Here is a 22,652-nt window from a genome sequence, read left to right as displayed (position 1 = left end):
TAGCTATTTGCTCAGAGCTCTCGTGTTTTTAATATCTCTTGATTACTAATCGTCGTTAATGCCTCTAAAAAAAAAGCATGGAAGCGTTTCTGCGTCTATACCTTTCAGAACAACACACACAATGAGGTTTGAAGATGACTTTGTGTTTACGACAGAGGTTGGCTGTTCTGTCACCTCTTCTTGCCGCCATGGCAGTTTCCTTTCATTCCAGTAATGCTTTCTCTGCAGGTTACGGTATTAATGAAAACTCAGCCAGCTACATGGGTACAGCCTATGCGGGCAGAGCGTCCAACCCTCAGGATGCTTCCATTGCAGCCAATAACCCGGCGGGTATAGCTTATGTTGAGGGTACTCAGGTTTCAGTGGGCTCCGCCATCATTCTTGAGGGAGGTGAGTTTGAGGGGCAGCATACTCTTCCTACTGGAACGGTGGTTGCTCAAGGTAAAACGGAAGATTTCGTGTCAACAAGCGGGGTGCCTTTTGGGCATTTTGTTATGCCGCTGAATGATCAAATCAGCTTTGGTATAAGTGGATATGCTCCTAATGGTATTGAGCTGGAGTATGACGATGATTGGGCGGGTCGTTACTTTGGCATTAAAACCAGCTTTAAAACCGTTAACTTGCAGGGGACGGTTTCCTATAAATTCCAGGAAGACTTCTCTATTGGTTTTGGGTTGATAGGTTCTTATGTAGAAGGGGAATTAACCCAGAATACAGATGTCACTAACTTCCTGAGGGAAGGTCTTCCTGCTGCTGAAGCAAAGATTGAAGGTGATGATAAAACATTGGCTTGGACTCTGGGAGCACTGTGGAATGTTTATGATAGAACCTATGTCGGCCTTGCTTACTTCTCTGAGATTGATTTTGAACTCGAGGGAGATGTAAAGCTATCAGGTCCTGTTAATAGGAAATCAGATGCAAAGCTCGAAATTACTATGCCTGAGAGAGCAGCTCTGAGCCTGACTCATCAGCTCAACGATGAATGGACTTTGATGGCTGAGGCCACTTGGACTCGTTGGAGCCGTTTCGAGGAGTTTTATGTCAGAGCGGATAATTCTGATCTGTCCAGTTATGTCCCAATCAACTGGAAAGATGCTTGGGCCTGGAGTTTTGGTGCGACATGGCAAGTGCTACCAGAGTGGAAGCTAAGGGCAGGTTATATGTTTGATGAGTCTCCTGTCGATGATGACAATCGTACTGTGCGTACACCGGATTCCGATCGCAATTGGTTTACTGTGGGAGCAAACTGGAGGCCTGATACCAATCTCTCCATCGACATTTCCTATGCGTACGTGAGTTTGAAAGAAGGAAAAATAGATGAAGCCAAGTACAACAAACCGCCAAATCAAGGCACTCCTATTGATAGTTTCGGCGTAATAACAGGGGAATATGACAACTGCTCCAGTATTGTGGCTGCACAATTGAATTATATTTTCTAGACTTGTTGAGTCTGAGACCTTGCCTGTTTTTACAGGCAAGGTCTTGGTAGAGGTTTTTCAGAACCAGGGAATAAGTCGATGAAATCAGTCTTTAACAAAAAAACGATTAAAATTAGTCTTGTGATGTCCGCGTTAATGGCGACAGGAGGTGCTCCGGTTTCGGGGTATGCAGACCAGCCAGCCAGCAACAAAGATGAAGTGATTACCGAAAAGCCTACTGTTGATCAGGACAAGATCTGTCAGGATCTCGGGCATATTTTCACCAAAAGTCAGAATGGTTTTTCGGACATACGTAAGCAACCTTCTTTTTACAACAAGATCACCATATGGCAGACAGACTATCAACCACTGAACGGTGGCTGTGAGGTCTGGCAGTGGTCGAATCGTTACAGCTATGTATGCAGTCGTGTTCTGCCTGATGAACAGACTGCGGCTCAGGCTTTTGACGAAGCCAACCGCGTCATTGGTCAATGTCTGCCGAAGAGTTGGGCGCAAAAGCAGGTGGCATTGCCTGACAACAAAGGTGAAAAAATTCAGTATTCCTTCAATGGGCAGGTCAGGGGTTCTCTGGAAAATGTGAGTACAGGCGGACTGTTTACCCATGACTGGACAGTTTACCTGTTGATTTCATCACCGGAAAATACTCAGTAGCAATGTTATGGGTAAAAGAAAGGCATTTTGTCCGGAAATACTCACGGACACTGTGGCGTGGGCAAAATGTTTTTCGAAAGGCCGTGGTCGTTTAATCTCCATCCTGAAAAAGCTTCCGTTATTAGTGCTTCTTCTCTATCAGGGCACTCTGTGGGCTTATGGCTTCCCTATTAAGGACCCATTCCTTGCGACCGTCGTTGGCACCCCGCCCGGGCAACAGGTGAAGCTTCGGCAAGGTATTGTCCGCGAGGCGATTTTAGGATTGGCTGACGAAACCGTTAAGGGTGCACCGGGTATATTCTGGGATGTGATCAAACCCCGTTTCAAGTTGGCCTGGCAGGAGAAACCTGCTCCACTGATTTTTATTATTGCCGGCACCGGTGGTCGTTTCGATACCAGCAAGGTCGAGTTCCTGAAAAAGGTTTACTATCAGGCAGGCTTTCATGTCATTCAGATCTCATCTCCCACCAGCTACGACTTTGTTGTTTCCGGCTCCCGATCCCATCGACCCGGTCTGACGCAGCAGGATTCAGAAGATCTTTATCGTCTGATGAAAGCGTCTGTCAGGCGGGTTCGCTCCTTTAAAAAAATTCAGATTAAAGGCTGGTATCTGACAGGTTACAGCCTTGGTGCGCTGAACGCTGCTTATATCGCCAGAATAGACAGCGAAAAGAACGCCTTTGGCTTTAATCGTGTGTTGTTAGTGAATCCTCCTGTTGACCTGCGGCGCACCGTCGATAGTCTTGATCGCTTACTGCTGGTCGACGTGCGGGGCGTTGATAATGCAAAAACGCTTTTTAATCATTTCTTTGACAAGCTGGCTGCTTATTTTCGGACGCATAAAAGTATTGATATCGATGAATCCATGTTGGTTCAGGTGGCAAAAAGCGCTTATGCCCTGAGCAGGGAAGAGCTGGCACTGCTGATAGGCGTCAATTTCAGGTTGGTAGTAGCGTCCCTGTATTTCACTTCTGCTGTCATGACCTGGAACATCAGCCTGATTCCCAGGTTTTTTAAATTCACCCTGAGTGATAGCCGAACTCCTTATTTTAAGCGGGCTATGTTTTGCAGCTTTGAATGCTATATAGATAAGGTACTGATTCCTTATGAAGAGAAGCAGAAGGGAATCTACTTTGATCAGAAAAAATCCCTCGCTGCGCAGCGTGCTCTTATATTTGAGCAGAACGGTTTGCCTCGCCTTAAGTTGTGGTTGAAGAAAGCCCGGCATATAGGTGTGATGCACAATGTGGATGACTTTATTATTGACAAGAAAGGGCTCGACTTTCTTTATGATACCTTCGATGGGCGAATAAAAATTTACCCTCGGGGTGGGCATATGGGCAATCTGAAGTATCCACAAAACGTGGAGGATATGCTCAGCTTTATCAAAGGTAAGGGCTTTCCCGATGCTTAGAGCCGGATGCCTGCTCTTGTTGTTTTCTCTAACAGTCTGCAGTCTCCCGGCTGATCATAGTATCCCTTATTCAGATCCTATGGATACTTTGAAGTACCGAGACCCTGATGATGAGTTATTGGAAGACTGGCATCACAATATGAATTCAATGTCGTTTATGGATGTTTATGACCCACTGGAGCCCTTTAATCGCGAGGTGTTTGCTTTCAACCGGCAGTTGGATCGCTATTTTCTTGAGCCCGTAATGCAGCTTTATGAAACGGTGACTCCATTTTTTGTTCGGATCGGAATAGCCCATTTTTTTCAGAATCTGAAAGAAGTTTCCACCCTTATGAACAACCTGCTTCAGTTTGAAGGTGAGCGAGCCGTTAAGTCGGTCGGTCGGTTATTCATCAACACTACTCTGGGTATTTTAGGCTTTTTTGATCCTGCTGAAAGTATGGGCTTGCCCCATCAGCGCAATGTATTTGGCAATACACTGGCAAAATATGGGGTGGCGCCCGGACCCTATCTGGTGGTTCCGGTCGTTGGTCCATTCAGTTTGAGGGATGTGAGTGGTCTGGTCGTTGATCTGGCCGCAGAAGATTATATTGATTTTCTCGGGGTGCCTTCACAGGTGTTTTCCGAGCCTGACCTGTTTGCCATCTATGGAATTAACTATCGCTATACCGTTCCCATGAGCTATGATGACTTCAGTTCGCCCTTTAGCTACGACATCATTCGCTTTTTGTATACCAAAAGGCGGGAGTTGGAAGTGGGCGTTAACAAGTAAAGCTCCAATGTGTCTGCAATAGAAGGGAGATGTCTTCCAGCTCGCAGGCAATGTCGGAGCTGGAAGAAAATAACTCAGGCTTCTTTGCGAATAAACACCCATTCCTTGTCATTCGACATGGCTTCGTTGTAGCTGTAGCCCTCGTAATCAAAACCTTTCAGGTCATCGACTTTTTTCAGGTTGTTATCAATGGCGTAACGACACATCAGGCCCCTGGCTTTTTTAGCGTAGAAGCTGATGATTTTGTATTTGTCACCTTTCCAATCCTTGAAGACCGGGGTGATGATCTGACCTTTCAAAAGTTTGGGCTTAACGGCCTTGAAGTATTCATTGGAGGCCAGGTTAACCAGAATATCATCTTTTTGAGCGGCCATTTCTTCGTTCAGTTTGTCGGTGATCTGTTCGCCCCAGAATGCATAAAGGTCTTTTCCGGCATTATTGGCAAATTTGGTGCCCATCTCCAGACGGTATGCCTGCATCAGGTCGAGAGGTTTCAACAGACCGTAGAGTCCTGAGAGAATGCGCAGGTGTTTCTGGGCATAATCAAACTGTTTGGCATTCATGGTCTCAGCATCAAGCCCCGTGTAAACATCACCTTTAAAGGCCAGGACTGCCTGTTTGGCATTTTCCTGGGTAAAAGGCTGTTGCCAGGCCTGGTAACGGGCAGCATTCAGCTGTGACAGTTTATCGCTGATGCTCATCAGGCTGCTGATATCCGCCGGACTCAGCTCACGCAGTTGATCAATCAGGTTCTGGGATTGGTCCAGAAATTCTGGCTGACTGAACTTTTTCGTCACCACAGCGGTGTCATAGTCCAGGGTTTTGGCAGGTGACACGACAAAAAGCATGGTTTTTTCTTCCTTCTGAATTCCGGTTCTACCCCTAACAAGCTGAAGTGTTCAGCTTTAGCACTATGGAACACATCCTAGTAGAGGGAGGAGGTGTTTGGTAGTGAATTATCTCTATTATGTTGATAGACCGGTCAGGCTAGGAGCCTGACCGAGAATAGCGCCCGTAGCGAGGACGGCAGAAAATTGAGGATGAAAATTCGGTTTTGTGAGGAGAATAGCGAGCTATTTGACGAACAAAAGCGGATTTTCAGACCAATTTGCTGCCGCCGCAGTAGGGCAGTCTATTCTCGGTCAGGCTCCTAGCAGCCTGTCGGACTTAAGACTGTCCTACACGGCAACTGCTCCTGCGTTGCTCTAGCTCCTGCATCCATGCAGTCGTGCGGTTGCAATAAATTGGTCTAAAAATCCCTGTTTCTTCGTCAAATAGCTCGCTATTCTCCTCAGAAACAGAGATTTTTATCCTCAATTTCTTGCAATCCTCGCTACGGACGCTTAAGTCCGACAGGCTGCCAGGGGGTTTAGTTGTGCGGTTGAGGTAAGTCGTTAATCAGGAGGATAGGGCTTCAGGGAGAGGTTGGTGATCCATGGTTGTCAATTTTTGATAGCCAGACGATCAAGTCTGGCTATCTCTCTGAGGTCAGTGAAAATTAAAGGTTTTCTTCAGCGTATGCGGCCAGCGGCGAGCGTGGGACCCCCTGTAACTGGACTGCGCCACCGTGTGGAAAGTTTTTAAATCGTTCAGTCATGTAAGTCAGTCCTGAACTGGTCGGTGCCAGGTAAGGGGTATCAATCTGGGCCAGGTTGCCCAGGCAGATGACCTTACTGCCTGAACCCGCACGGGTGATAATGGTTTTTATCTGGTGCGGTGTCAGGTTCTGACATTCATCAATGATGATCAGGCTCTGTTGAAAGCTTCGTCCCCTGATATAGTTCAGGGATTTGAAATGGAGTGGGACCTGCTTAAGAATGTAGTCCACACTGCTGTTGGTGGATTCATCGTCATAGTGCAGGGCTTCTAGGTTGTCAGTAATGGCACCCAGCCAGGGCTCCATTTTCTCAGCTTCCGTGCCCGGCAGGAAGCCAATGTCTTCATCCAGCCCCCGGGTTGAGCGGGTCGCTATGATTCGACGGAACTGTTTGGTGGCGACTGTCATCTCTATTGCGGCGGCCAGAGCCAGAATGGTTTTACCTGAGCCCGCAGCACCGGTCAGGTTGACCAGGTGAATATCGGGGTCCATTAAAAGATTCAGGGCTATGGCCTGATGAATATCGAGAGGCTGAAGCCCCCAGGCTTCCTGACTCATTAATGCTTCACGACAGAAGTGTTGCAACTGGACTTCGTCCGGAGTGATGGCGTTCACCCGGGCTACAAATCCAGTGTCGTCCAGGAAAAACTGGTTCAGATAGATATCGTCACCAAGTTCTTCTTTCAACAGTCGATGGTAGGTAATACCCTCCAGCTGCTCTGTCTGAACCTGGGAAACGCGGTCCCAGAAGTTGCCTTCGAACAGTCGGTAACCTTTACTGAGCAAACCAATATCTGAAACCAGTTGATCGCTGTGGTAATCCTCCGTTGGAATTCCGCATCCCCTGGCTTTCAGACGCATATTGATATCTTTAGTCACCAGAACAACCGGTGCACCCGGGTGGGTTTCCTGAAAATGACAGATATCGTTGATGATGCGGTTATCGTTATTGCTGGTGGGCAGTGTGGTAATGTTCTCTACATAATGAGAGCTCAGGATTGAGAGAGTACCCTGAGGCTCTGATTTATTACCACGTCTGATAGGAACGCCTGCTTCGATCTCCGAGGGTGAGGCGGTACCCAATATCTGGTCAATCAGTCTGATGGCCTGTCGGCAGTCAGCAGCGATGGTTTGCTTTCCGTTCTTAAGCTTGTCCAGTTCCTCCAGAACGGTCATGGGGATGAGCACTTGATGCTCTTCAAAGTTGAGGATTGAGTTAGGGTCGTGTATCAGAACATTGCTGTCGAGAATGTAGGTGGTTGTTTGGGTTGAGATGATCGGCCTGGCTTCCAAGGCGTTTCCCATAGGCGGCTTCCTCGTCCTTTTTTTGGGGCTCTCATAGTTGATTTTTATCGAAAAGAAGCAAGTCGGCAAGTTTAAATTTCAGATAGGATTAAAAAAATTTAAATACTGATTTTATTGTTTTATTAAGTGAAGTTTGATTCTAGTATTAGAGGATTGCATTCTTATTTCTGCCAAATACTTCGTCCAGAAACTGTCCTGAACTTTTCCGTTTACATCGCTTTTTAGAGGCTTTCGCCAGCGAACCTTCTATCGAACACTCGCTGGTGGTGAGTAGCACGTTAATGATTATTTCAACAGATCTGCGGGTGGGTATTCCAGGTTGAGCTTTGCACCCAGCATTTCTTCCAGGTCGGGGATCAGGAAAGAGTCTTCTTCACAGGCAAAGCTGATGCTGGTACCACTGGCTCCAGCCCGGCCTGTCCGGCCAATGCGGTGGACATAATCTTCCGGGTCTTCAGGCAAGTTGTAGTTGATCACATGACTTATTCCGTCGATGTGAATGCCACGGCCCGCAACATCGGTAGCTACCAGAACCGTCAGCCTGCCATTCTTGAAGTTATCCATCGTCTTCAGGCGCTTCTTCTGAGGTACTTCACCGGAAATTTGATCAGCTTTGAGGCCTTTCTTTTGTAGCTTCTCGGTCAGTCGACGGGTTTCATCCCGACGGTTGGTGAACACAATCACCCGCTCCAGGTTGTTTTGATTGATCAGGTTGATCAAAAGAGGAACTTTCTGTTCATTGGTGACAATGTAAACCTTCTGATCGACGGTCTCTGTGGCAACGCTTTCTGGTTCGATTTCAACTTTCACAGGCTTCCAGGTCCACTGTGCACCGAGTCTTAGTACCTCATCCGTGAAGGTGGCTGAAAACAGCAGGGTCTGGCGATCGCCAGGACGGGGTGTCATGCGGATAATGCGTCGAACCTGGGGAATGAAGCCCATATCCAGCATTCGGTCGGCTTCGTCAATGACCAGTGTTTCGGTGAGGTCCAGATGCAGGTCTTTGCGTTCGCAGTAATCCAGAAGTCGGCCAGGGGTAGCCACCAGGATATCGATAAAGCCATTACTCATGCGGCTGCGCTGCTTCTCATAATCCATTCCACCAACAACCGTCAGCACATTCAGGGGCAGGTATTTGGTCAGGGCTTCAGCATCCTGACCAATCTGTAATGCCAGTTCCCGTGTAGGGGCAATGATGACGGCACGGGGTTCGCCGAGGTAGCGTTGATCCGGTGGTGGGATATCGATCAGTTGTTTGATGGTGCTGACAAGAAAGGCGGCCGTTTTACCCGTGCCGGTTTGAGCTTTACCAATAGCGTCTCTACCTGCCAGCGTGCTGCCCAGTACTTCTGCCTGAATGGGGGTGCAGTACTTGTAGCCCAGTTCCTGAATGGCTCGCATCAGTTGATCAGGCAGATCAAAGTCATGAAAGCGGGTTTTACCCTGCTCTGGCTCTACCTGGAACTGGCTGATATGCCAGGAAGGCTCGGAACTCTTGTTGGCTGAGCGATGAGAGCTGTGAGAGTGGCTACGTCGAGCAGTGTTCTGAGTCTTGGGGTTTCTGGATTGGGCTCCGACAGCTTTGCTGTTTTTCTTCCCGCCCCGGGGCTTGGAAGAAGGGTTTTTTGGTGCCGGTGAAGGCTTTTGTCCACCGGATGAAGGTGCTTTTTTCTTTCTGAAAAGACCTAGTAAACCGCTCAATGCTTTAATCTCGTTCCAATACGATATCGGTATCCCGGTCTGCAGCGTTGGGCTGCCGTGTCCTGAGAGTGTCTCGGAACCGGGGATTGAATCTGCTGACGACGGGTATCTCCGCCCTGGTGTTAAAGAGTCGGGCAAACAGAAAGAGAAAGAGGCCTTCAGGTAACTAGCTGTTAATAGTCAGTTACCTACTCAGCAGCAACGCGCCGCAGGAAACTGGATTTGCAAGGCTGCGGCATTCCAGAGGGATTCTAAGGTATCTGGCGGGTGATTGCTAAAATGATTGCTCATCCACGTCGCTATAATCCGGGCTGTCCTGCTCTTCGTGCTTTCTTTTACGCATGAAGAGTCTGTCCAGCTTACCTTTTTTGCTGATTTTTCTGTTTTTTCTGCGGAGCTTCGATTTATAGAGTATTAACATCAGAGGTTGATCAGGCATAGGTTTCAGGGGACGTCCCTTGAAAAAAAAGCTCACTTCTTCGGCGAACTTCTGGATTTTGGCAGCCAGCGTTTCGGTCTCGGTCTCCGGGCTCTTCTCATAACCCTGATTAAGTATGTTCATAATGTATTGCACTGGCGCTATTTCCATAGGGCACCTCAATGTTAGGAACTGTATGCTCTGTTACCCAAGAAAATCCGCTAATGGTGACCGGGTAACCTCTTTTTCATGAAGAACAATTCTAAAGATACGCAATTTTCTCTCATACAACCATTAGACATAGGTCTTGGGGAAATGGTTCCTCAGGAACCGCCCGGAATAGCGGAACAAATGATAATCGGAAGTTCTGTCGGGGCAGGGCAGACTTATCGAATTGACAGGGAATCCCTTAATAATTCACAAGAAACCAGAGGGGGATTCCTTGTCAATAGTCAGAGCTCGGAAACAATATCCTTGCTGAATGACTTCTCGCAATAATGACACTTCAGTCGAATATCGTCGTCTTTTTCCCGCAGGTAGAAATAGCTGCTCACAGGCTCATTGTGAGTGATGCAATTTGAGTTAGGGCAGGGAAAAGCGCCTCTGAGCGTCTCGGGAACCGTCATTTTGAATTTATCAACGACCTGGTATTCGTCGATGACATTAATGGTGGCTCCCTGTGCGAACAGGGCCAGCTGACTGGCTTCTTGTTCAGTGAACTTCAGGCCAGTCACTTTAATAATATCTTTGCGACCCTGAGCCTTGCTGGGCAGGTTAAAGCCCACGGTAATGCTGACATTGGAGTCCAGCAATTGCAGGCGATCCAGAATTTTAACACCCTGACCTGCGGGTATATGGTCAATGACGGTGCCTTTGCGAATGGCTTCAACCTGAAGCTTGTTGGTCATTGCTGTGTCTCCCTTCAGATACTTTCGTTCAAAACCAGAGCCAGGAGCGCCTGACGGGCATAGACCCCATTCTCGGCCTGTTGAAAATAGTAGGCATGAGGTGTGCTATCGACAGCCATTTCTATCTCGTCGACCCGTGGCAGGGGGTGAAGAATTTTCAGGTTGTCTCTGGCTCCCTTCAGACTTTCGACACCCAGAATATATTTAGAGGCCATGTGCATGTATTCAGTTTCATCAAAGCGCTCTTTTTGAACCCGAGTCATATAGATAATGTCAGACTCTGGTACCACTTCTTCAATAGTCTCGGTTTTGCGGTAGTGAATGCCTTTTTCGTCCAGCTCTTCAAGCAGGTAATCGGGCATTGAAAGGGCTTCGGGTGCGATAAAGTTAAATTTGGCACCGAACAGTGACATAGCCTGAACCAGGGAATGAACGGTTCTGCCGTATTTAAGGTCACCGACAAAGGTAATGGTCAGTTCGTCCAGCGTCCCCTGACATTCTTTAATGCTGAACAGGTCCAGCAATGTCTGTGTCGGGTGCTGGTTGGCACCGTCACCGCCATTAATGATGGGGACATTAGCGAATTCAGAGGCTAGTCGTGCTGCGCCTTCCTGAGGGTGACGCATGATGCAGGCATCGGTATAGGAGCTGATGATTTTCACTGAGTCGGCCAGTGTTTCGCCTTTTCTGGCAGAAGTGTTACTGCTGTCAGAGAAACCAATCAGGGTTCCTCCCAGCCTCTGAACAGCGGTTTCGAATGAGAGACGGGTGCGGGTAGAAGCCTCGAAGAAGCAACTGGCGATCACCTTGCCCTTCAAAAGATCAGGACGTGGCTTTGTTTTAAGCTGGGCGGCAGTCTTCAGAATTTGTTCAAGGTCTGAACGATTCAGGTCTGCTATGGAAATGATGTCCCTCAGATAGAGCTGGTTTTCCATCAAGAATTACCTGTTCCTGAGTAAGGGTGTAGAGTTGGGCGCTGGTGCCAAATAGCCTTTGGAGCTATATGGACAGCACAAGCCAAAAAAAAGCCCCTGATAAAGGGGCTTTTTTTTCTGAAAAACGGATCACTGCTGATGTCGCCTGGCATCCAGCTCAGAAGTGAGTCTGAAGCATAACAGCCAGTTTCGGATGTCATTAGCGTGTGTCCGTAACAGTATACGTTTCAGCTTTAACAGCCTCTGTGCATTAAAGCACCATTAAACCTAAGTTAAAGAAGCTCCTGTTTTCAGGCAAGCCTTCTTAAGCAAGTTGCCACGTATTCTACCGATGCCAACCCCCAAATCAAGAACATGTTGGCAGTGTTTTTCTGTTTGGCTATAGACTCTGGTTTGGTCTGTACCACCAGTTATTCAGGTCGAGCCAGTAAAGCTGGTCTTGTGGTGGATGATCAAGATAATGCCAGTAGGCCAGGTGAGTCTTTTGAGTATGCCATTTGGGAATGACATAATGACCCCACATCAGCACCCGGTCCATAGCCCTGATAATGGGTGTCAGTTTTTCGTAACTGTCCGCTTTTGTAGTTGCGGCCAGCAAGTGGTCAATGACCGGGTTGGTGATGCCGACAATGTTACCACTGTGTTTTTCCATTACGACTCTGCTGCTCCACATGTGATAAAGCTCGTTGCCCGGGTAAGTGGATTGCCAGAAATACCAGTCCACCAGTTCGAAATCGAAAGCCCTGACTCTTTTTCGGAACAGGCTTTTGTCGAGCGTATTTATATTCAATGTTATGCCAAGGTCAGCAAGACTTTTGCGATAAGAAAGTAATAGACGCTCCTGTCTAGGGTCCTCGGTCAGGAGGCTGAGAGTGAGAGGTCTGCCTGATTCTGTTTCTATCATTCGACCGTTTTCCAGCCGGTATCCTGCTTTTTTAAAGAGCGCCAGAGCTTTTCTGACATTCTCCCTGTTTGTACCGCTTCCGTCTGAAACAGGGACACTGACAGCTTGCTTGAAAAGTTCATCGGGTAACTGCTCCTGAAACGGTTCCAGCAGCTTGAGTTCTTCTTCCGTAGGCAAGCCATTGGCTGCAAGAGGCGAGTTGGAGAAAAAACTCCTGGTACGCTGAAAATCACAATTCATCAGAGTTCTGTTAATCCATTCGAAATCGAAGGCCATGATTAAAGCCTGACGAAGAGCCGGGCTTTTGAACTTATCCCTGCGAAGGTTAAAGGCCAGGGCACTCATGCCAGGTGGATAGAGTATGGCAATGTCTTGTTTCAGCACGCGACCTTCCTTTACCGCCGGGAAACTGAATGACCGATGCCACTTTTGAGTGTCTGTCTCCTGATGAACATCGTAAAGCCCCGCTCTGAAACCTTCGGTTACAGCCTGATGGTCACGATAATAGTCCACCCTGATTTCATCAAAATTGTATCTCCCCTTCTGGCTCGGAAGATTGACTGCCCAGTAATTCCGGACTCGCTCAAAAGTGATGTTTTGACCTAATCTGACCTGCTTGATCTTCAGGGGGCCACTGGTCACCGGGCTGTCCAGGTGTTTGTCCTGAAAGTTTCTGGTGTGCCAGTAATGATGCGGAAGTACGCGCAGATAAGCCAGCAGGGCAAGCTGTTTTCTGCCGGGTTTGTCCAGATAAAAAACGACTCGGTAGGGTGACGTTTTTTCAACTCTGACTACGTCTTTATAAAGGTTCTTCAAAAAGGGTGAGCCTTCCTTTTTGAATAATTCAAAGGTAAATACAACATCTTTTGAAGTGAGAGGGTGGTTGTCGCTGAACTTTGCTGCCGGGTTGATATGAAAGGCGACCCAGCTGAAGTCGTCAGGGTATTCGATGGCTTCGGCCAGAAAGGGATAAAGCGAGTGGGGTTCGTCGGCTGACCGGGTCATTAATGAGCCGTAGGTGTGGTAAACGTAATCGGGAACAGTTCCTTTGCCGTTAAACGGGTTCAGGGTATCGAATGATCCTGTCCTGGCCAGTCTCAGGACACCACCTTTAGGTGCATTGGGGTTTGTGTAAGCAAAATGAGTAAAGCTGTCCGGATATTTGTGGGTACCGATCAGGGTAAAGGACTTTTGAATATGTACCTGACATTGGGCCGACAGAGAGCTTGTCAGGCAGAGACTGAAGAGAAGGCTTTTTATTATTCTGATTCTGGAGCCATAAATCTTGTATAAATGGTTGCTGGAAACAACTCTGCTCACAATATCTTCAGCCTTTTTTGTGTCGAGGTGGATTCACGGGGTAAGAACGTTTGGGGGAACTATAGCTCAGCTGCTCTGCTCTTTGCTCAGGCCTATGACTGACCCGGCTGCAGTGGTGGAAGGTTAAGCTGGATGTTGGCTTCAAGCGCTGTGAGCAGTCCACTGGCAAGGTGTCGAGACCAGAACTGAGCTAATCCATGCAGCGACTTCTCAGAAGCGGGTACGGGGATCTCCAGCCCTTCAACAGGAAGGCTGCCCTGGGCATAGATTGCGTGAGCCGGACCCTGGATAAAATGTCCCTGAAGGGTATCGTTCAAGAGCTCCCCGTCCAGATAAGCATGAGTGATCAGAGCTTCGGGTCTCAGGTCAGGTTCTTCGTTTTGAACTTGCCAGTAGATGGCTGAGTTCAGGGCAAGACTGTTAAATACCACTGCCTTGAATCGAGTTTTAAACGAAACATATTGGGCGATTGCGCCACCCAGAGAAGAACCCGTCAGCTCAAACTCATGGTCAGGGTAGTGCTCATAAAGATCGACAGTGAGTTCCAGGGCTCTTCTCAGCATGGGGACTTCCAATGGAAAATAACCGCTGCCAGTGATGAAGCGGTATAAGCTGGAGGTGATCTGAGCCAGATAGCCATATCCGTAGCCACCCTGTGTCCAGACTGCGTTAGCCAGAGAGTTAAGGCTGTCAAATTCTGTCCCGGTGAAAGCTATGAGAATCTTCTTTTGTGAGGTGTGGAGTAGAACTCTGGCTTTCAGCCCGGAATCCTTGTGGTCATGGATTCGGTTTGTTTCGCGTCGGGTGTCAAATACTCCCTGTGTCAGCCATTTTTCAGGGACATCTGTCTTGACTGCGTTGCGATACTGAATGTAAGTCAGGCGATCTTCAAGAGCCTCTTTGGTACCCGCTTTGTCACTGCTAACTTTGTAGCGATAAGACAGGTAACTGGCAAATGCATAGGGATAGAGTGCTTTCAGGCGCTGCCTGAACTCAGCCATCCTGGCCACTTCTTCATCCATAAACTGAACATTGTCGCGATACCAGCGCTCAACGTTTTCTCTTTCGGCAGGAGAATGGATGTAACGTCGAATGGGGTCGGATTCCGGGATCTTGTTGAAATTGAGCTTTTCAGGATCAAAAGACCCAACGTAAGGAATGCTGTCTGCCGGGCGAGGATATTTCAGGTTGAGAACAGACAAAGGGGCGTCTGTTTTGAGAACTCCTGCCTGATAATCCTCAGGACTGTCGCCCACAGCGAATGCGTTATGGCTTAATCCAGGCGTTGGCAATACGCTGACCAGAAGAATAAGCAGCATAAAACGAGGGTGCAGTGATGCCAATTTTCCTGTCATAGTTACGATTCCTCCCTGAAAACTCTGCCGCTTATAAAGTATTAGACAGAGCAAGAGTGCTTTAGTTCAGGGAGGCGACTGGTTGATTGGGGGTAAGGCAAAACGTTTTTTATTTTTAATAGTTATATAAAATTAAGTTTAAATTCTTTTTATTAAAAAGAGGTCTGCTTTTTTCCGGTCATTACTCTTTTTTGATATGACAGCCACCGGGGATCTCAATAGTGAGGTCGCTTTTGGCATGGCAGCAACAGGGCAGGATTTTTCCATCGGGGACAAAAGCGACGGGCTCAGCAAAGTATTCCACTTCACCAGCCACCAGTTCAACCTGACAACTACCACAGAATCCCTCACGACATTGGTATTCAATATCCACCTTCTGTGATTCAAGCGCTTCCAGCAAGTTGAGATCACTTCTGGAAATAAAGCTGAAGCCATCCAGTATCTTGACGATGTTGGCCATGAGGGTCTCCCGGTGAAAGGTGGCCAGTCTTCCGGCCACCTTGTTATCTCTCTTACAGTGAGAAGTTGCTGAAGTCATCGGTCTGGACTTCGTTATCAATCTGGCCCACCAGGTAAGAGCTGACTTCCACTTCCTGAGGTGCTACCTGAACAGCGTCGCTATTGAGCCAGCTATTCATCCAGGGCAGGGGGTTTTGACGGGATGGGAAAGCGGGTTCAAAGCCCAGGGCTACCATTCTCTGATTGGTGATGTATTCCACGTACTGACTGAGAATGTCTTTGTTCAGACCAATCATTGAGCCATTCTGGAACAGGTATTCAGCCCATTCTTTTTCCTGTTCAGCAGCAGCAATAAAGATTTGTCTGGCTTCTGCCTGAAGCTCAATAGCAATCTCAGCCATTTCCGGATCGTCTTTACCTTCGGCCATGATTTGCAGGATGTGCTGGGTGCCGGTCAGGTGCAGGGCTTCGTCACGGGCGATCAGTTTGATGATTTTTGCATTGCCTTCCATAGTGGAGCGCTCAGCAAAAGCAAAGCTGCAGGCAAAGCTGACGTAGAAACGAATGGCTTCGAGAACGTTGACTGATACCAGGGTCAGGTAAAGTTTTCGCTTCAGATCCCTGACGGAAACCAGTACTTCCTTACCTTTGATCTGGTGAGTGCCTTCACCCAGCATGTTGAGCTGGCAGATTCCTTCGATCAGGTCATCGTAGTAACGGGTGATGTCTGCTGCCCTTTTGACAATGGCCTCGTTATTCACAATATCATCAAAAACCACGGAAGGTTCGGTGATGATGTTACGAATAATATGGGTGTAAGAACGAGAGTGAATCGTCTCACTAAAGGCCCAGGTCTCAATCCAGGTTTCCAGCTCAGGCAGGGAAACAATGGGCAGCAGGGCGACATTGGGTGAGCGACCTTGTACAGAGTCCAGCAGGGTCTGATATTTAAGGTTGCTCAGGAAGATGTGTTTTTCATGTTCTGGCAGATGAGCGAAGTCACTGCGGTCGGTTGATAAGTCCACCTCTTCCGGGCGCCAGAAGAATGAAAGCTGTTTTTCGATCAGCTTTTCAAAGATCGGGTGTTTCTGGACATCATAACGGGAGACGTTAACACCCCGTCCAAAAAACATAGGTTCCTGAGTGGCATTGAACTTTTCTTGGTTGAAAGTCGAGTAGCTCATGTTCTCTCTGCTTCTGGGCCAGGAAGGGCCGGCCTCGTCCAGTTGCTGTTAACTCTGTTATAAGTGGGACACTGTTTCAGTGTCCCGGTTCCGACTTTCGTCAAATTTTACAAGCGCCGCCTGCACAGCCGTCATCTGTTTCTTCCTGGCCGTCCGACGCACCATCACGGGTGTTGTGATAGTAAAGGGTCTTCACACCCAGCTTATAGGCTGTCAGAAGGTCTTTAAGAAGGAGTTTCATAGGTACCTTGCCACCTTCGAAACGAGCAGGATCGTAGTTGGTGTTGGCCGAAATGGTCTGGTCAACAAACTTCTGCATGATCGCAACCAGCTGCAGGTAACCGTCGTTACTGTTGATATCCCATAGCAGTTCATAGCTGTTACGCAGCTCTTCGAAGTCTGGTACCACCTGCTTCAGGATACCGTCCTTACTGGCCTTGACGCTGACATAGCCACGTGGCGGTTCAATGCCGTTGGTGGCGTTACTGATCTGAGATGAAGTCTCGGAAGGCATCAGGGCAGTCAATGTTGAGTTACGCAGACCGTGATTCCTGATCTCGCTACGCAGAGCTTCCCAGTCCAGGTGAAGTGCTTCGCTGCAGACTTCGTCCAGGTCCTTCTTGTAGGTATCTACAGGCAGTATGCCCTGGGAATAAGTGGTCTCATGGAACTTGGTGCAGGTGCCTTTCTCTTTTGCCAGCTGGTTAGAAGCTTTCAGCAAATAGTACTGAATAGCTTCAAAGGTTTTATGAGTCAGACCGTTGGCTGAGCCATCAGAATAGCGAACACCGTTTTTAGCCAGGTAGTTGGCAAAGTTGATCACGCCAATTCCCAGAGGGCGGCGTGCCATGGTGGCATTGTAAGCCGCTGGCAGAGGATAATCCTGATAGTCCAGCAGGTTATCCAGCGCACGAACCAGAAGGTTACTCATCTCTTCCAGTTCGTCCAGGCTATCAAGCTTACCCAGATTGAAAGCAGCCAGGGTGCACAGTGCGATTTCACCTTCCTCATCCATTACGTGCTCGAGAGGTTTGGTAGGCAGTGCAATTTCCAGGCAGAGGTTGCTCTGGCGAACCGGAGCTACTGTCGGGTCGAATGGGCTGTGAGTGTTGCAGTGGTCAACATTCTGCAGGTAAATACGACCGGTACTGGCACGCTCGGATGCAAACAGGGAGAAAAGCTCTACTGCTTTCAGAGTCTTTTTGCGGATGTCAGGATCCTGTTCGTACCTGACGTAGAGGGCTTCGAACTTTTCCTGATCCTCAAAAAAAGCATCGTACAATCCCGGAACATCAATCGGAGAAAACAGAGAGATGTTGCCACCTGTGATCAGGCGCTGATACATCAGGCGGTTGAACTGAACGCCGTAATCCAGATGACGAACACGATTTTCTTCAACACCCCGGTTATTCTTCAGAACCAGCAGATTCTCAACTTCATAGTGCCAGATCGGGTAGAAAAGAGTCGCTGCGCCGCCACGAACCCCCCCCTGTGAGCAGGACTTAACGGCTGTCTGGAAGTGCTTGTAAAAAGGAATACAGCCTGTATGGAAAGCTTCACCGTTACGGATCGGGCTGCCAATGGCACGAATACCGCCGGCATTGATGCCAATGCCTGCACGTTGGGAAACATACTTAACGATGGCGCTGGATGTCGCATTGATAGAATCCAGCGAGTCACCGCACTCAATCAATACACAGGAACTGAACTGGCGGGTAGGTGTGCGAACACCGGCCATAATTGGTGTTGGCAGAGAAAGCTTGAATGTAGAGACAGCCTTGTAGAAACGCTCAATGTAATCCAGCCGGGTCTCTTCAGGGTAGCTGGCAAACAGGCAGGCACCGATCAGCATGTAAAGCATCTGGGGGCTTTCATAGTATTCACCAGTGACCCGGTTCTGAACCAGATATTTGCCTTCCAGCTGTTTAACGGCAGCGTAGCTGAAGTCCATGTCACGCCTGTGATCGATAAAGCCATTCATGGCATTGAAGTCAGCTTCACTGTAATCATGGAGAAGATGAGCGTCGTACTTCTTCATTTCTGCCAGTTTGACAACGTGGTCGTAGAGTCCAGGTGGCTCGAACTGGCCGTAGGCTTTTTTGCGCAGATGGAAGATGGCCAGACGAGCTGCCAGATACTGGTAGTCAGGAGCCTGTTCGGAGATCAGGTCAGCGGCTGACTTGATCAGTGTTTCGTGGATATCTGTGGTCTGTATGCCATCGTAGAACTGGATTTGTGATTTAAGTTCAACTTCGGAAACGGAAACGTTGTTCAGTCCTTCAGCAGCCCAGGTGATAACCTTGTGGATCTTCTCCAGATCCAGCTGCTCCTTGTCTCCATCGCGCTTGGTGACCAGGATATCTTTGTTCATTAAAAGTCCTTACCAGTAAAAAAATAAAACTCAAGATATTGTATTTTTATGTTTCGGCTACTACTGAATGCCAGCCCCTGTCTTGGGTGCAGGAGTTGTGTCGCAGAGGGTTGAGCCGAGAAAAATCTGCAGTTCACTGATCCCGCAGTAAAAACGTCTCGAAGAGGTGTGTTCAGGAGTCAGATGCTGTCCTGAGTGACCTGTCAGCTTTTCTTCCCTGATACCGCAGCGCCTGCGCCACAAATCCCTTTCGTTAGCGGCTTCACAGATTCTGTCTTTCAGTTCGGCACACTATCTAATATGTAATAAGCACGCACCAGCCATTTCATTTAACTATCTGGTTAACTGCCCGACTAAACAACACAATATGTTGTGTGGCGACCTTTTATATACACAAGATAATGCGCTATTAGCAGAAGTTCAAGTTGGAAATTTAGTGGAAAAATTGTGTATAACTTGTGAGTTTTTTGCAGTGTTAGTACTTGCAAACGGCCTGACTGCTTTTGCTGACACGGCTTTCAGTATTCTACAGATCTGCCGACACAGGCCAGACTCTATATATAATAAAAAGTCATAAATAAGTATAAATCAATAAGAAATAGGTAGTATTCGAAAAGACGCACCAAAACGGTGTAACCCACAACATTGAGTGTTTTACAAATGCCAGGTTTACCGTGAAAATCCCCGGAATCAAGTCGAAGAATACCATCCCTGCTCCGTTGCAGGGCGCGATTTGCTTTGTTTAGCTGATTAACTCTGGGACTTCTTGCCTGACCACCGGTAACCAGGCGTCTCTGGATAAGCGAGGATACGGATGATCACTCCCAAGTCAGTTTAGGCTCAATGGCAAGCACTGAAAATCTGCGGCCACACCCCAGGCTCTGCCAGTCATGAGCGTTTAGGGATTATTCCCTATCCGCTCATTTTTCAATAGAACTGTTTTCGAGCATATCTGATAGCTGATAGTAAGTGAACACATGCCATCCCTGGTTTTCAGCGCCGGAAGGCACGAACAATCCTGTTGCTGGATCCTTCAGGTAATACTCATTGAAATTCTCAAGCCTTGACACTTTGTCGTGTATCTTCTGCGCCAGAGAGAGGTAGCGCGCATCATCGGTGGTATTGTACATATCCATAAGGGCAATGCCGCAGCGCAGTATTTTATCGGGCCATAATGTGTAGCCGTTATTTGCTCTCATTAAGTGCTCATTCGGACCGCTGTTGCCCATAGGAATAAATAACTGACCATCATTGTTGTAGAATTCCTCAAATAGATCGGCGACATCCGGATAATTTTCCTGAGGTACCGCACCGGAAATGATGGCCCAGGCCAGACCGAAGGGGTCTGTGATACTGCCATCTTTGAATTTTTGTGCGTCCGGTAGCGCTTCTCTTTGAGCAATCATATCTTTAATGATCAAGCCTGGTTGTGTAGGGTTGCTAGCCTTATGCTTGCTGCGCACAAACCAGCGGGGGCTAAATTGTTGGTTGGCATCAAAGAGTAAATGGGTTCTCAGATTATTTTGTAGCTGCTGACTTAAACTGACAAGCATTGTTTCAACACTGGTCACTGAATCTGTCAGCGACTTAAGCAAGGGTGGCAGATATGGGCTAGCCCTGATCAATTCCTGCTTGAACGCAGCATTATCAAGATAGCTCGAAGCACTCTGGAGACTTTTCAGGCCATCAAGAAGAATTGACGCATTGGTCAGCAGACAGCTGTCGGCGAGGAAGTCATTAAAAATATCAAGGTAGTCAGCCCCGACAGGCAGTCCCTGCTCATCCATAACATTGGTGTAAACGTAGATAAGTGCTCTTGCAATCATGGGTGTTAACTGATGACCCCTGGCTTGTGCCTCCGACGGGTCGTAAGTTGCCAGCGTTTTGAGGTATCTGCCACAGAGCGCGAGTATATTGATTTCCGGGTCAGTGGTGCCTGGTGTCAACCTGTCCAAATTTTCTTTTACATAGTTATCCAACAGGAAACTGGGTTTTGGAAACTTGAATTGCGATGCGTTCGGCGTTGTTGTTTTCAAGTTTTCAATATGCCGATATACCGAAGTGACTTGCGCTTTCAGTTTTTCGGGAGCTGTTATCTTGACATAAGTAATTGCCCTTTCGACATCCAGAGTAAATAATTCGGGTAATTGCATCCCGAATAACAAGTGGGGGTGTTGATCAAAGAATTCCTGTACTTGTGTGAGATATCTTCGCCTGATAACCCGTTCAATGATAAAGTGAGTGGGATTGTTTACCAGAACGATTGGGAGTGCTCCCAGATTATTGTGCTGGAAACCCGGAAAGCTCTCGTTACTGTCGGGTTCCAGTTTGTTTACCTGGCGGTTGGCAAATGCAAGCAGGATCTTACCAACGACCTCCAGAACCTCTGGCTGTGTGAGCACCCGATCAACAGCCATCATGTTGTCATCACGGGCCCATGTAGTACCTTGATAGTGAGTTGATTTTTCGTCTTCAGCAATACTGGCAGCAAGTTGTTGGTCTATGCCAAGTGATACCAGTTCCTGACTTTTTACCATTTTGGCTGAATGAGCAAGAGTGTGGGTCTTTGCTTTCAATAAATAAAGTACTCTCTGGCTCGAAATAGTAGTGCAGACCGGATTTTCATCGATATTAGTGAGTGTCCTATTACCACTTGCAGCTAGTGACAGTGCCATCAAAAATAAAATCAATGCCATCGATCTGGCTATGTTGCTCATTTTTAAGTTCTCCCAAGCTCATTCTGCTTTCTACCATTTTCTGATGTTTGTAAGCCTCAGCAAGAATAGCTGCAAATCAGCAGAGGTGTTTCACTTATCTGCCACGATAATTTCGCTCCAGGTAATCATTGCAACCATTAGGCCTGAGTCTTCCTCTATAGACTATCTACGAGGGTAATGACTGGAGGCTTTGACACAATTCCTCGTGATCTTTTCTGAACGAGCCGAATGAGAACCACGACAGGATTTCCATGATGTGAGTAACCGAAAAAAAACGCATGTTAAAGGCTCATGACTGACGCTGCCGGTCATCAGCGTTCAGGGCAGGAAAATGACCTTTTGGGGAATTTTCAGGTCACCTAGGGACTCTAACGCAATGCTGTAGTAGTATCCGTTACCTGAGCCCGACCATTCACGTCGGGCTTGTAGTCTTCATTTTTATAATCTTTGGAAGTTTGGCTGTGGAGAATTCAGAAACAGGTCGAATCCTGATAGTTGAGGACGATGAGCGGTTGGCCACACTCACCAGGGACTATCTCGAGAACAATGGACTCTCGGTCTCAATAGAAGGTGATGGTGGTAAAGCGGTTGATCGTATTCTTGAAGAGCGTCCCGATCTGGTGGTGTTGGATTTGATGCTGCCAGGAGAAGATGGTGTTTCCATCTGCCGCCGTGTTCGTGGGCATTATGCTGGACAAATTTTGATGCTGACCGCACGGACCGATGACCTGGATGAAGTTCTGGGGCTGGAAATGGGGGCAGACGATTATGTTGCCAAACCGGTACGTCCAAGAGTGCTGTTGGCCAGAATCCGGGCTTTGCTGCGCCGAAATCAGGGCCCCATGGAAGAACAGGAAGAGCAAGGCAGCAGCCGCCTGACGTTTGGTCCATTGGTTGTGGATAACTCTATGCGAGAAGCCTGGCTGAAGGATGTGAGTGTAGAGTTAACCAGTGCCGAGTTTGATCTGCTGTGGTTGCTTTGCTCCAATGCGGGTCGGGTTTTGAGCCGGGAAGAAATTTTCTCTCAGCTGCGTGGTATAGAGTACGACGGGCAGGATCGCTCCATTGATGTTCGGGTGTCCCGTATTCGACCCAAGATTGGCGATGATCCCATGCATCCCCGTTTGATCAAAACCGTTCGCAGTAAAGGTTACCTCTTCGTTAAAAGTGAATAAGTGCTCTGAGCTATTTAAGTAGAGAAA

17 protein-coding genes are annotated in these 22,652 nt (G+C 47.9%); 5 read left to right on the top strand and 12 right to left on the bottom strand.

The features are described from left to right. The first annotated feature begins 134 nt into the window (after window positions 1-134). The 4 genes from ACOJUN_RS02100 (at window position 135) to ACOJUN_RS02085 (ending at window position 4,276) form a co-directional block, all read left to right on the top strand. On the top strand, window positions 135-1,439 hold the full coding sequence (locus ACOJUN_RS02100; protein ID WP_422135027.1) for an OmpP1/FadL family transporter: 1,305 nt from the start codon (window positions 135-137) through the stop codon (window positions 1,437-1,439). A 78-nt stretch (window positions 1,440-1,517) separates the two neighbouring features. Continuing rightward, window positions 1,518-2,090 (top strand): hypothetical protein, encoded by a 573-nt coding sequence (locus ACOJUN_RS02095; RefSeq protein WP_422135026.1) that lies wholly within the window; start codon window positions 1,518-1,520, stop codon window positions 2,088-2,090. A 7-nt stretch (window positions 2,091-2,097) separates the two neighbouring features. Next, window positions 2,098-3,504: a hypothetical protein gene (locus ACOJUN_RS02090; RefSeq protein WP_422135025.1), complete on the top strand. Its 1,407-nt coding sequence runs from the start codon at window positions 2,098-2,100 to the stop codon at window positions 3,502-3,504. A 79-nt stretch (window positions 3,505-3,583) separates the two neighbouring features. Then, window positions 3,584-4,276, top strand: coding sequence for an MlaA family lipoprotein (locus tag ACOJUN_RS02085; protein ID WP_422135024.1), 693 nt, complete (start codon window positions 3,584-3,586; stop codon window positions 4,274-4,276). A 74-nt stretch (window positions 4,277-4,350) separates the two neighbouring features. Here the strand turns inward: ACOJUN_RS02085 and yaaA are convergent, their stop codons facing one another. The 12 genes from yaaA to ACOJUN_RS02025 form a co-directional block, all read right to left on the bottom strand. Next, window positions 4,351-5,124 carry a peroxide stress protein YaaA gene (gene yaaA / locus ACOJUN_RS02080; RefSeq protein ID WP_422135023.1) on the bottom strand — a complete coding sequence of 258 codons (774 nt, stop codon included), beginning with the start codon at window positions 5,122-5,124 and terminating at the stop codon, window positions 4,351-4,353. 650 nt (window positions 5,125-5,774) lie between these two features. Beyond that, the gene (locus ACOJUN_RS02075) at window positions 5,775-7,178 is read right to left on the bottom strand and encodes a PhoH family protein (RefSeq protein ID WP_422135022.1); all 1,404 of its coding nucleotides are present in this window, start codon (window positions 7,176-7,178) and stop codon (window positions 5,775-5,777) included. A 285-nt stretch (window positions 7,179-7,463) separates the two neighbouring features. Then, window positions 7,464-8,651, bottom strand: a complete 1,188-nt coding sequence (gene rhlB / locus ACOJUN_RS02070) for an ATP-dependent RNA helicase RhlB (protein ID WP_422137137.1) — start codon at window positions 8,649-8,651, stop codon at window positions 7,464-7,466. Between the two features lie 502 nt (window positions 8,652-9,153). Continuing rightward, window positions 9,154-9,441: a hypothetical protein gene (locus ACOJUN_RS02065; protein ID WP_422135021.1), complete on the bottom strand. Its 288-nt coding sequence runs from the start codon at window positions 9,439-9,441 to the stop codon at window positions 9,154-9,156. Between the two features lie 308 nt (window positions 9,442-9,749). Continuing rightward, complete coding sequence (pyrI, locus tag ACOJUN_RS02060; protein ID WP_422135020.1) at window positions 9,750-10,205, bottom strand: aspartate carbamoyltransferase regulatory subunit; 456 nt, start codon at window positions 10,203-10,205, stop codon at window positions 9,750-9,752. 14 nt (window positions 10,206-10,219) lie between these two features. Continuing rightward, on the bottom strand, window positions 10,220-11,140 hold the full coding sequence (gene pyrB / locus ACOJUN_RS02055) for an aspartate carbamoyltransferase (RefSeq protein WP_422135019.1): 921 nt from the start codon (window positions 11,138-11,140) through the stop codon (window positions 10,220-10,222). Window positions 11,141-11,519: 379 nt separating this feature from the next. After that, complete coding sequence (locus tag ACOJUN_RS02050; protein WP_422135018.1) at window positions 11,520-13,364, bottom strand: extracellular solute-binding protein; 1,845 nt, start codon at window positions 13,362-13,364, stop codon at window positions 11,520-11,522. Window positions 13,365-13,456: 92 nt separating this feature from the next. Further along, window positions 13,457-14,719: a hypothetical protein gene (locus ACOJUN_RS02045; protein ID WP_422135017.1), complete on the bottom strand. Its 1,263-nt coding sequence runs from the start codon at window positions 14,717-14,719 to the stop codon at window positions 13,457-13,459. Window positions 14,720-14,900: 181 nt separating this feature from the next. After that, window positions 14,901-15,257 carry a class I ribonucleotide reductase maintenance protein YfaE gene (yfaE, locus tag ACOJUN_RS02040; protein ID WP_422135016.1) on the bottom strand — a complete coding sequence of 119 codons (357 nt, stop codon included), beginning with the start codon at window positions 15,255-15,257 and terminating at the stop codon, window positions 14,901-14,903. After that, window positions 15,232-16,362: a class Ia ribonucleoside-diphosphate reductase subunit beta gene (gene nrdB / locus ACOJUN_RS02035; RefSeq protein ID WP_422135015.1), complete on the bottom strand. Its 1,131-nt coding sequence runs from the start codon at window positions 16,360-16,362 to the stop codon at window positions 15,232-15,234. Before nrdB ends, yfaE begins: the two co-directional genes overlap by 26 nt. A gap of 100 nt (window positions 16,363-16,462) precedes the next feature. Then, a complete protein-coding gene (gene nrdA, locus ACOJUN_RS02030; protein ID WP_422135014.1) occupies window positions 16,463-18,733 on the bottom strand; it encodes a class 1a ribonucleoside-diphosphate reductase subunit alpha in 2,271 nt (756 codons plus the stop codon). A gap of 920 nt (window positions 18,734-19,653) precedes the next feature. Continuing rightward, the gene (locus tag ACOJUN_RS02025) at window positions 19,654-21,450 is read right to left on the bottom strand and encodes a hypothetical protein (RefSeq protein WP_422135013.1); all 1,797 of its coding nucleotides are present in this window, start codon (window positions 21,448-21,450) and stop codon (window positions 19,654-19,656) included. 455 nt (window positions 21,451-21,905) lie between these two features. On the opposite strand from ACOJUN_RS02025, the gene ACOJUN_RS02020 reads away from it, so the two are divergent. Then, window positions 21,906-22,625, top strand: a complete 720-nt coding sequence (locus ACOJUN_RS02020; RefSeq protein WP_422135012.1) for a winged helix-turn-helix domain-containing protein — start codon at window positions 21,906-21,908, stop codon at window positions 22,623-22,625. Window positions 22,626-22,652: the final 27 nt, after the last annotated feature.

Source organism: Endozoicomonas sp. ALD040 (assembly GCF_049275945.1).
Taxonomy (GTDB): domain Bacteria; phylum Pseudomonadota; class Gammaproteobacteria; order Pseudomonadales; family Endozoicomonadaceae; genus Endozoicomonas_A.
Note: the sequence above shows the minus strand (reverse complement) of the source record. Positions and strands in the feature narration are given on the sequence as shown.

What these genes read in the sequence shown, in the direction of transcription:
- ACOJUN_RS02100 (WP_422135027.1), top strand. Translation starts at nt 135, where the DNA reads ATGACTTTGTGTTTACGACAGAGGTTGGCTGTTCTGTCACCTCTTCTT.
- ACOJUN_RS02095 (WP_422135026.1), top strand. Translation starts at nt 1,518, where the DNA reads ATGAAATCAGTCTTTAACAAAAAAACGATTAAAATTAGTCTTGTGATG.
- ACOJUN_RS02090 (WP_422135025.1), top strand. Translation starts at nt 2,098, where the DNA reads ATGGGTAAAAGAAAGGCATTTTGTCCGGAAATACTCACGGACACTGTG.
- ACOJUN_RS02085 (WP_422135024.1), top strand. Translation starts at nt 3,584, where the DNA reads ATGGATACTTTGAAGTACCGAGACCCTGATGATGAGTTATTGGAAGAC.
- yaaA (WP_422135023.1), bottom strand. Translation starts at nt 5,124, where the DNA reads ATGCTTTTTGTCGTGTCACCTGCCAAAACCCTGGACTATGACACCGCT.
- ACOJUN_RS02075 (WP_422135022.1), bottom strand. Translation starts at nt 7,178, where the DNA reads ATGGGAAACGCCTTGGAAGCCAGGCCGATCATCTCAACCCAAACAACC.
- ACOJUN_RS02065 (WP_422135021.1), bottom strand. Translation starts at nt 9,441, where the DNA reads ATGAACATACTTAATCAGGGTTATGAGAAGAGCCCGGAGACCGAGACC.
- pyrI (WP_422135020.1), bottom strand. Translation starts at nt 10,205, where the DNA reads ATGACCAACAAGCTTCAGGTTGAAGCCATTCGCAAAGGCACCGTCATT.
- pyrB (WP_422135019.1), bottom strand. Translation starts at nt 11,140, where the DNA reads ATGGAAAACCAGCTCTATCTGAGGGACATCATTTCCATAGCAGACCTG.
- ACOJUN_RS02045 (WP_422135017.1), bottom strand. Translation starts at nt 14,719, where the DNA reads ATGACAGGAAAATTGGCATCACTGCACCCTCGTTTTATGCTGCTTATT.
- yfaE (WP_422135016.1), bottom strand. Translation starts at nt 15,257, where the DNA reads ATGACTTCAGCAACTTCTCACTGTAAGAGAGATAACAAGGTGGCCGGA.
- nrdB (WP_422135015.1), bottom strand. Translation starts at nt 16,362, where the DNA reads ATGAGCTACTCGACTTTCAACCAAGAAAAGTTCAATGCCACTCAGGAA.
- nrdA (WP_422135014.1), bottom strand. Translation starts at nt 18,733, where the DNA reads ATGAACAAAGATATCCTGGTCACCAAGCGCGATGGAGACAAGGAGCAG.
- ACOJUN_RS02025 (WP_422135013.1), bottom strand. Translation starts at nt 21,450, where the DNA reads ATGAGCAACATAGCCAGATCGATGGCATTGATTTTATTTTTGATGGCA.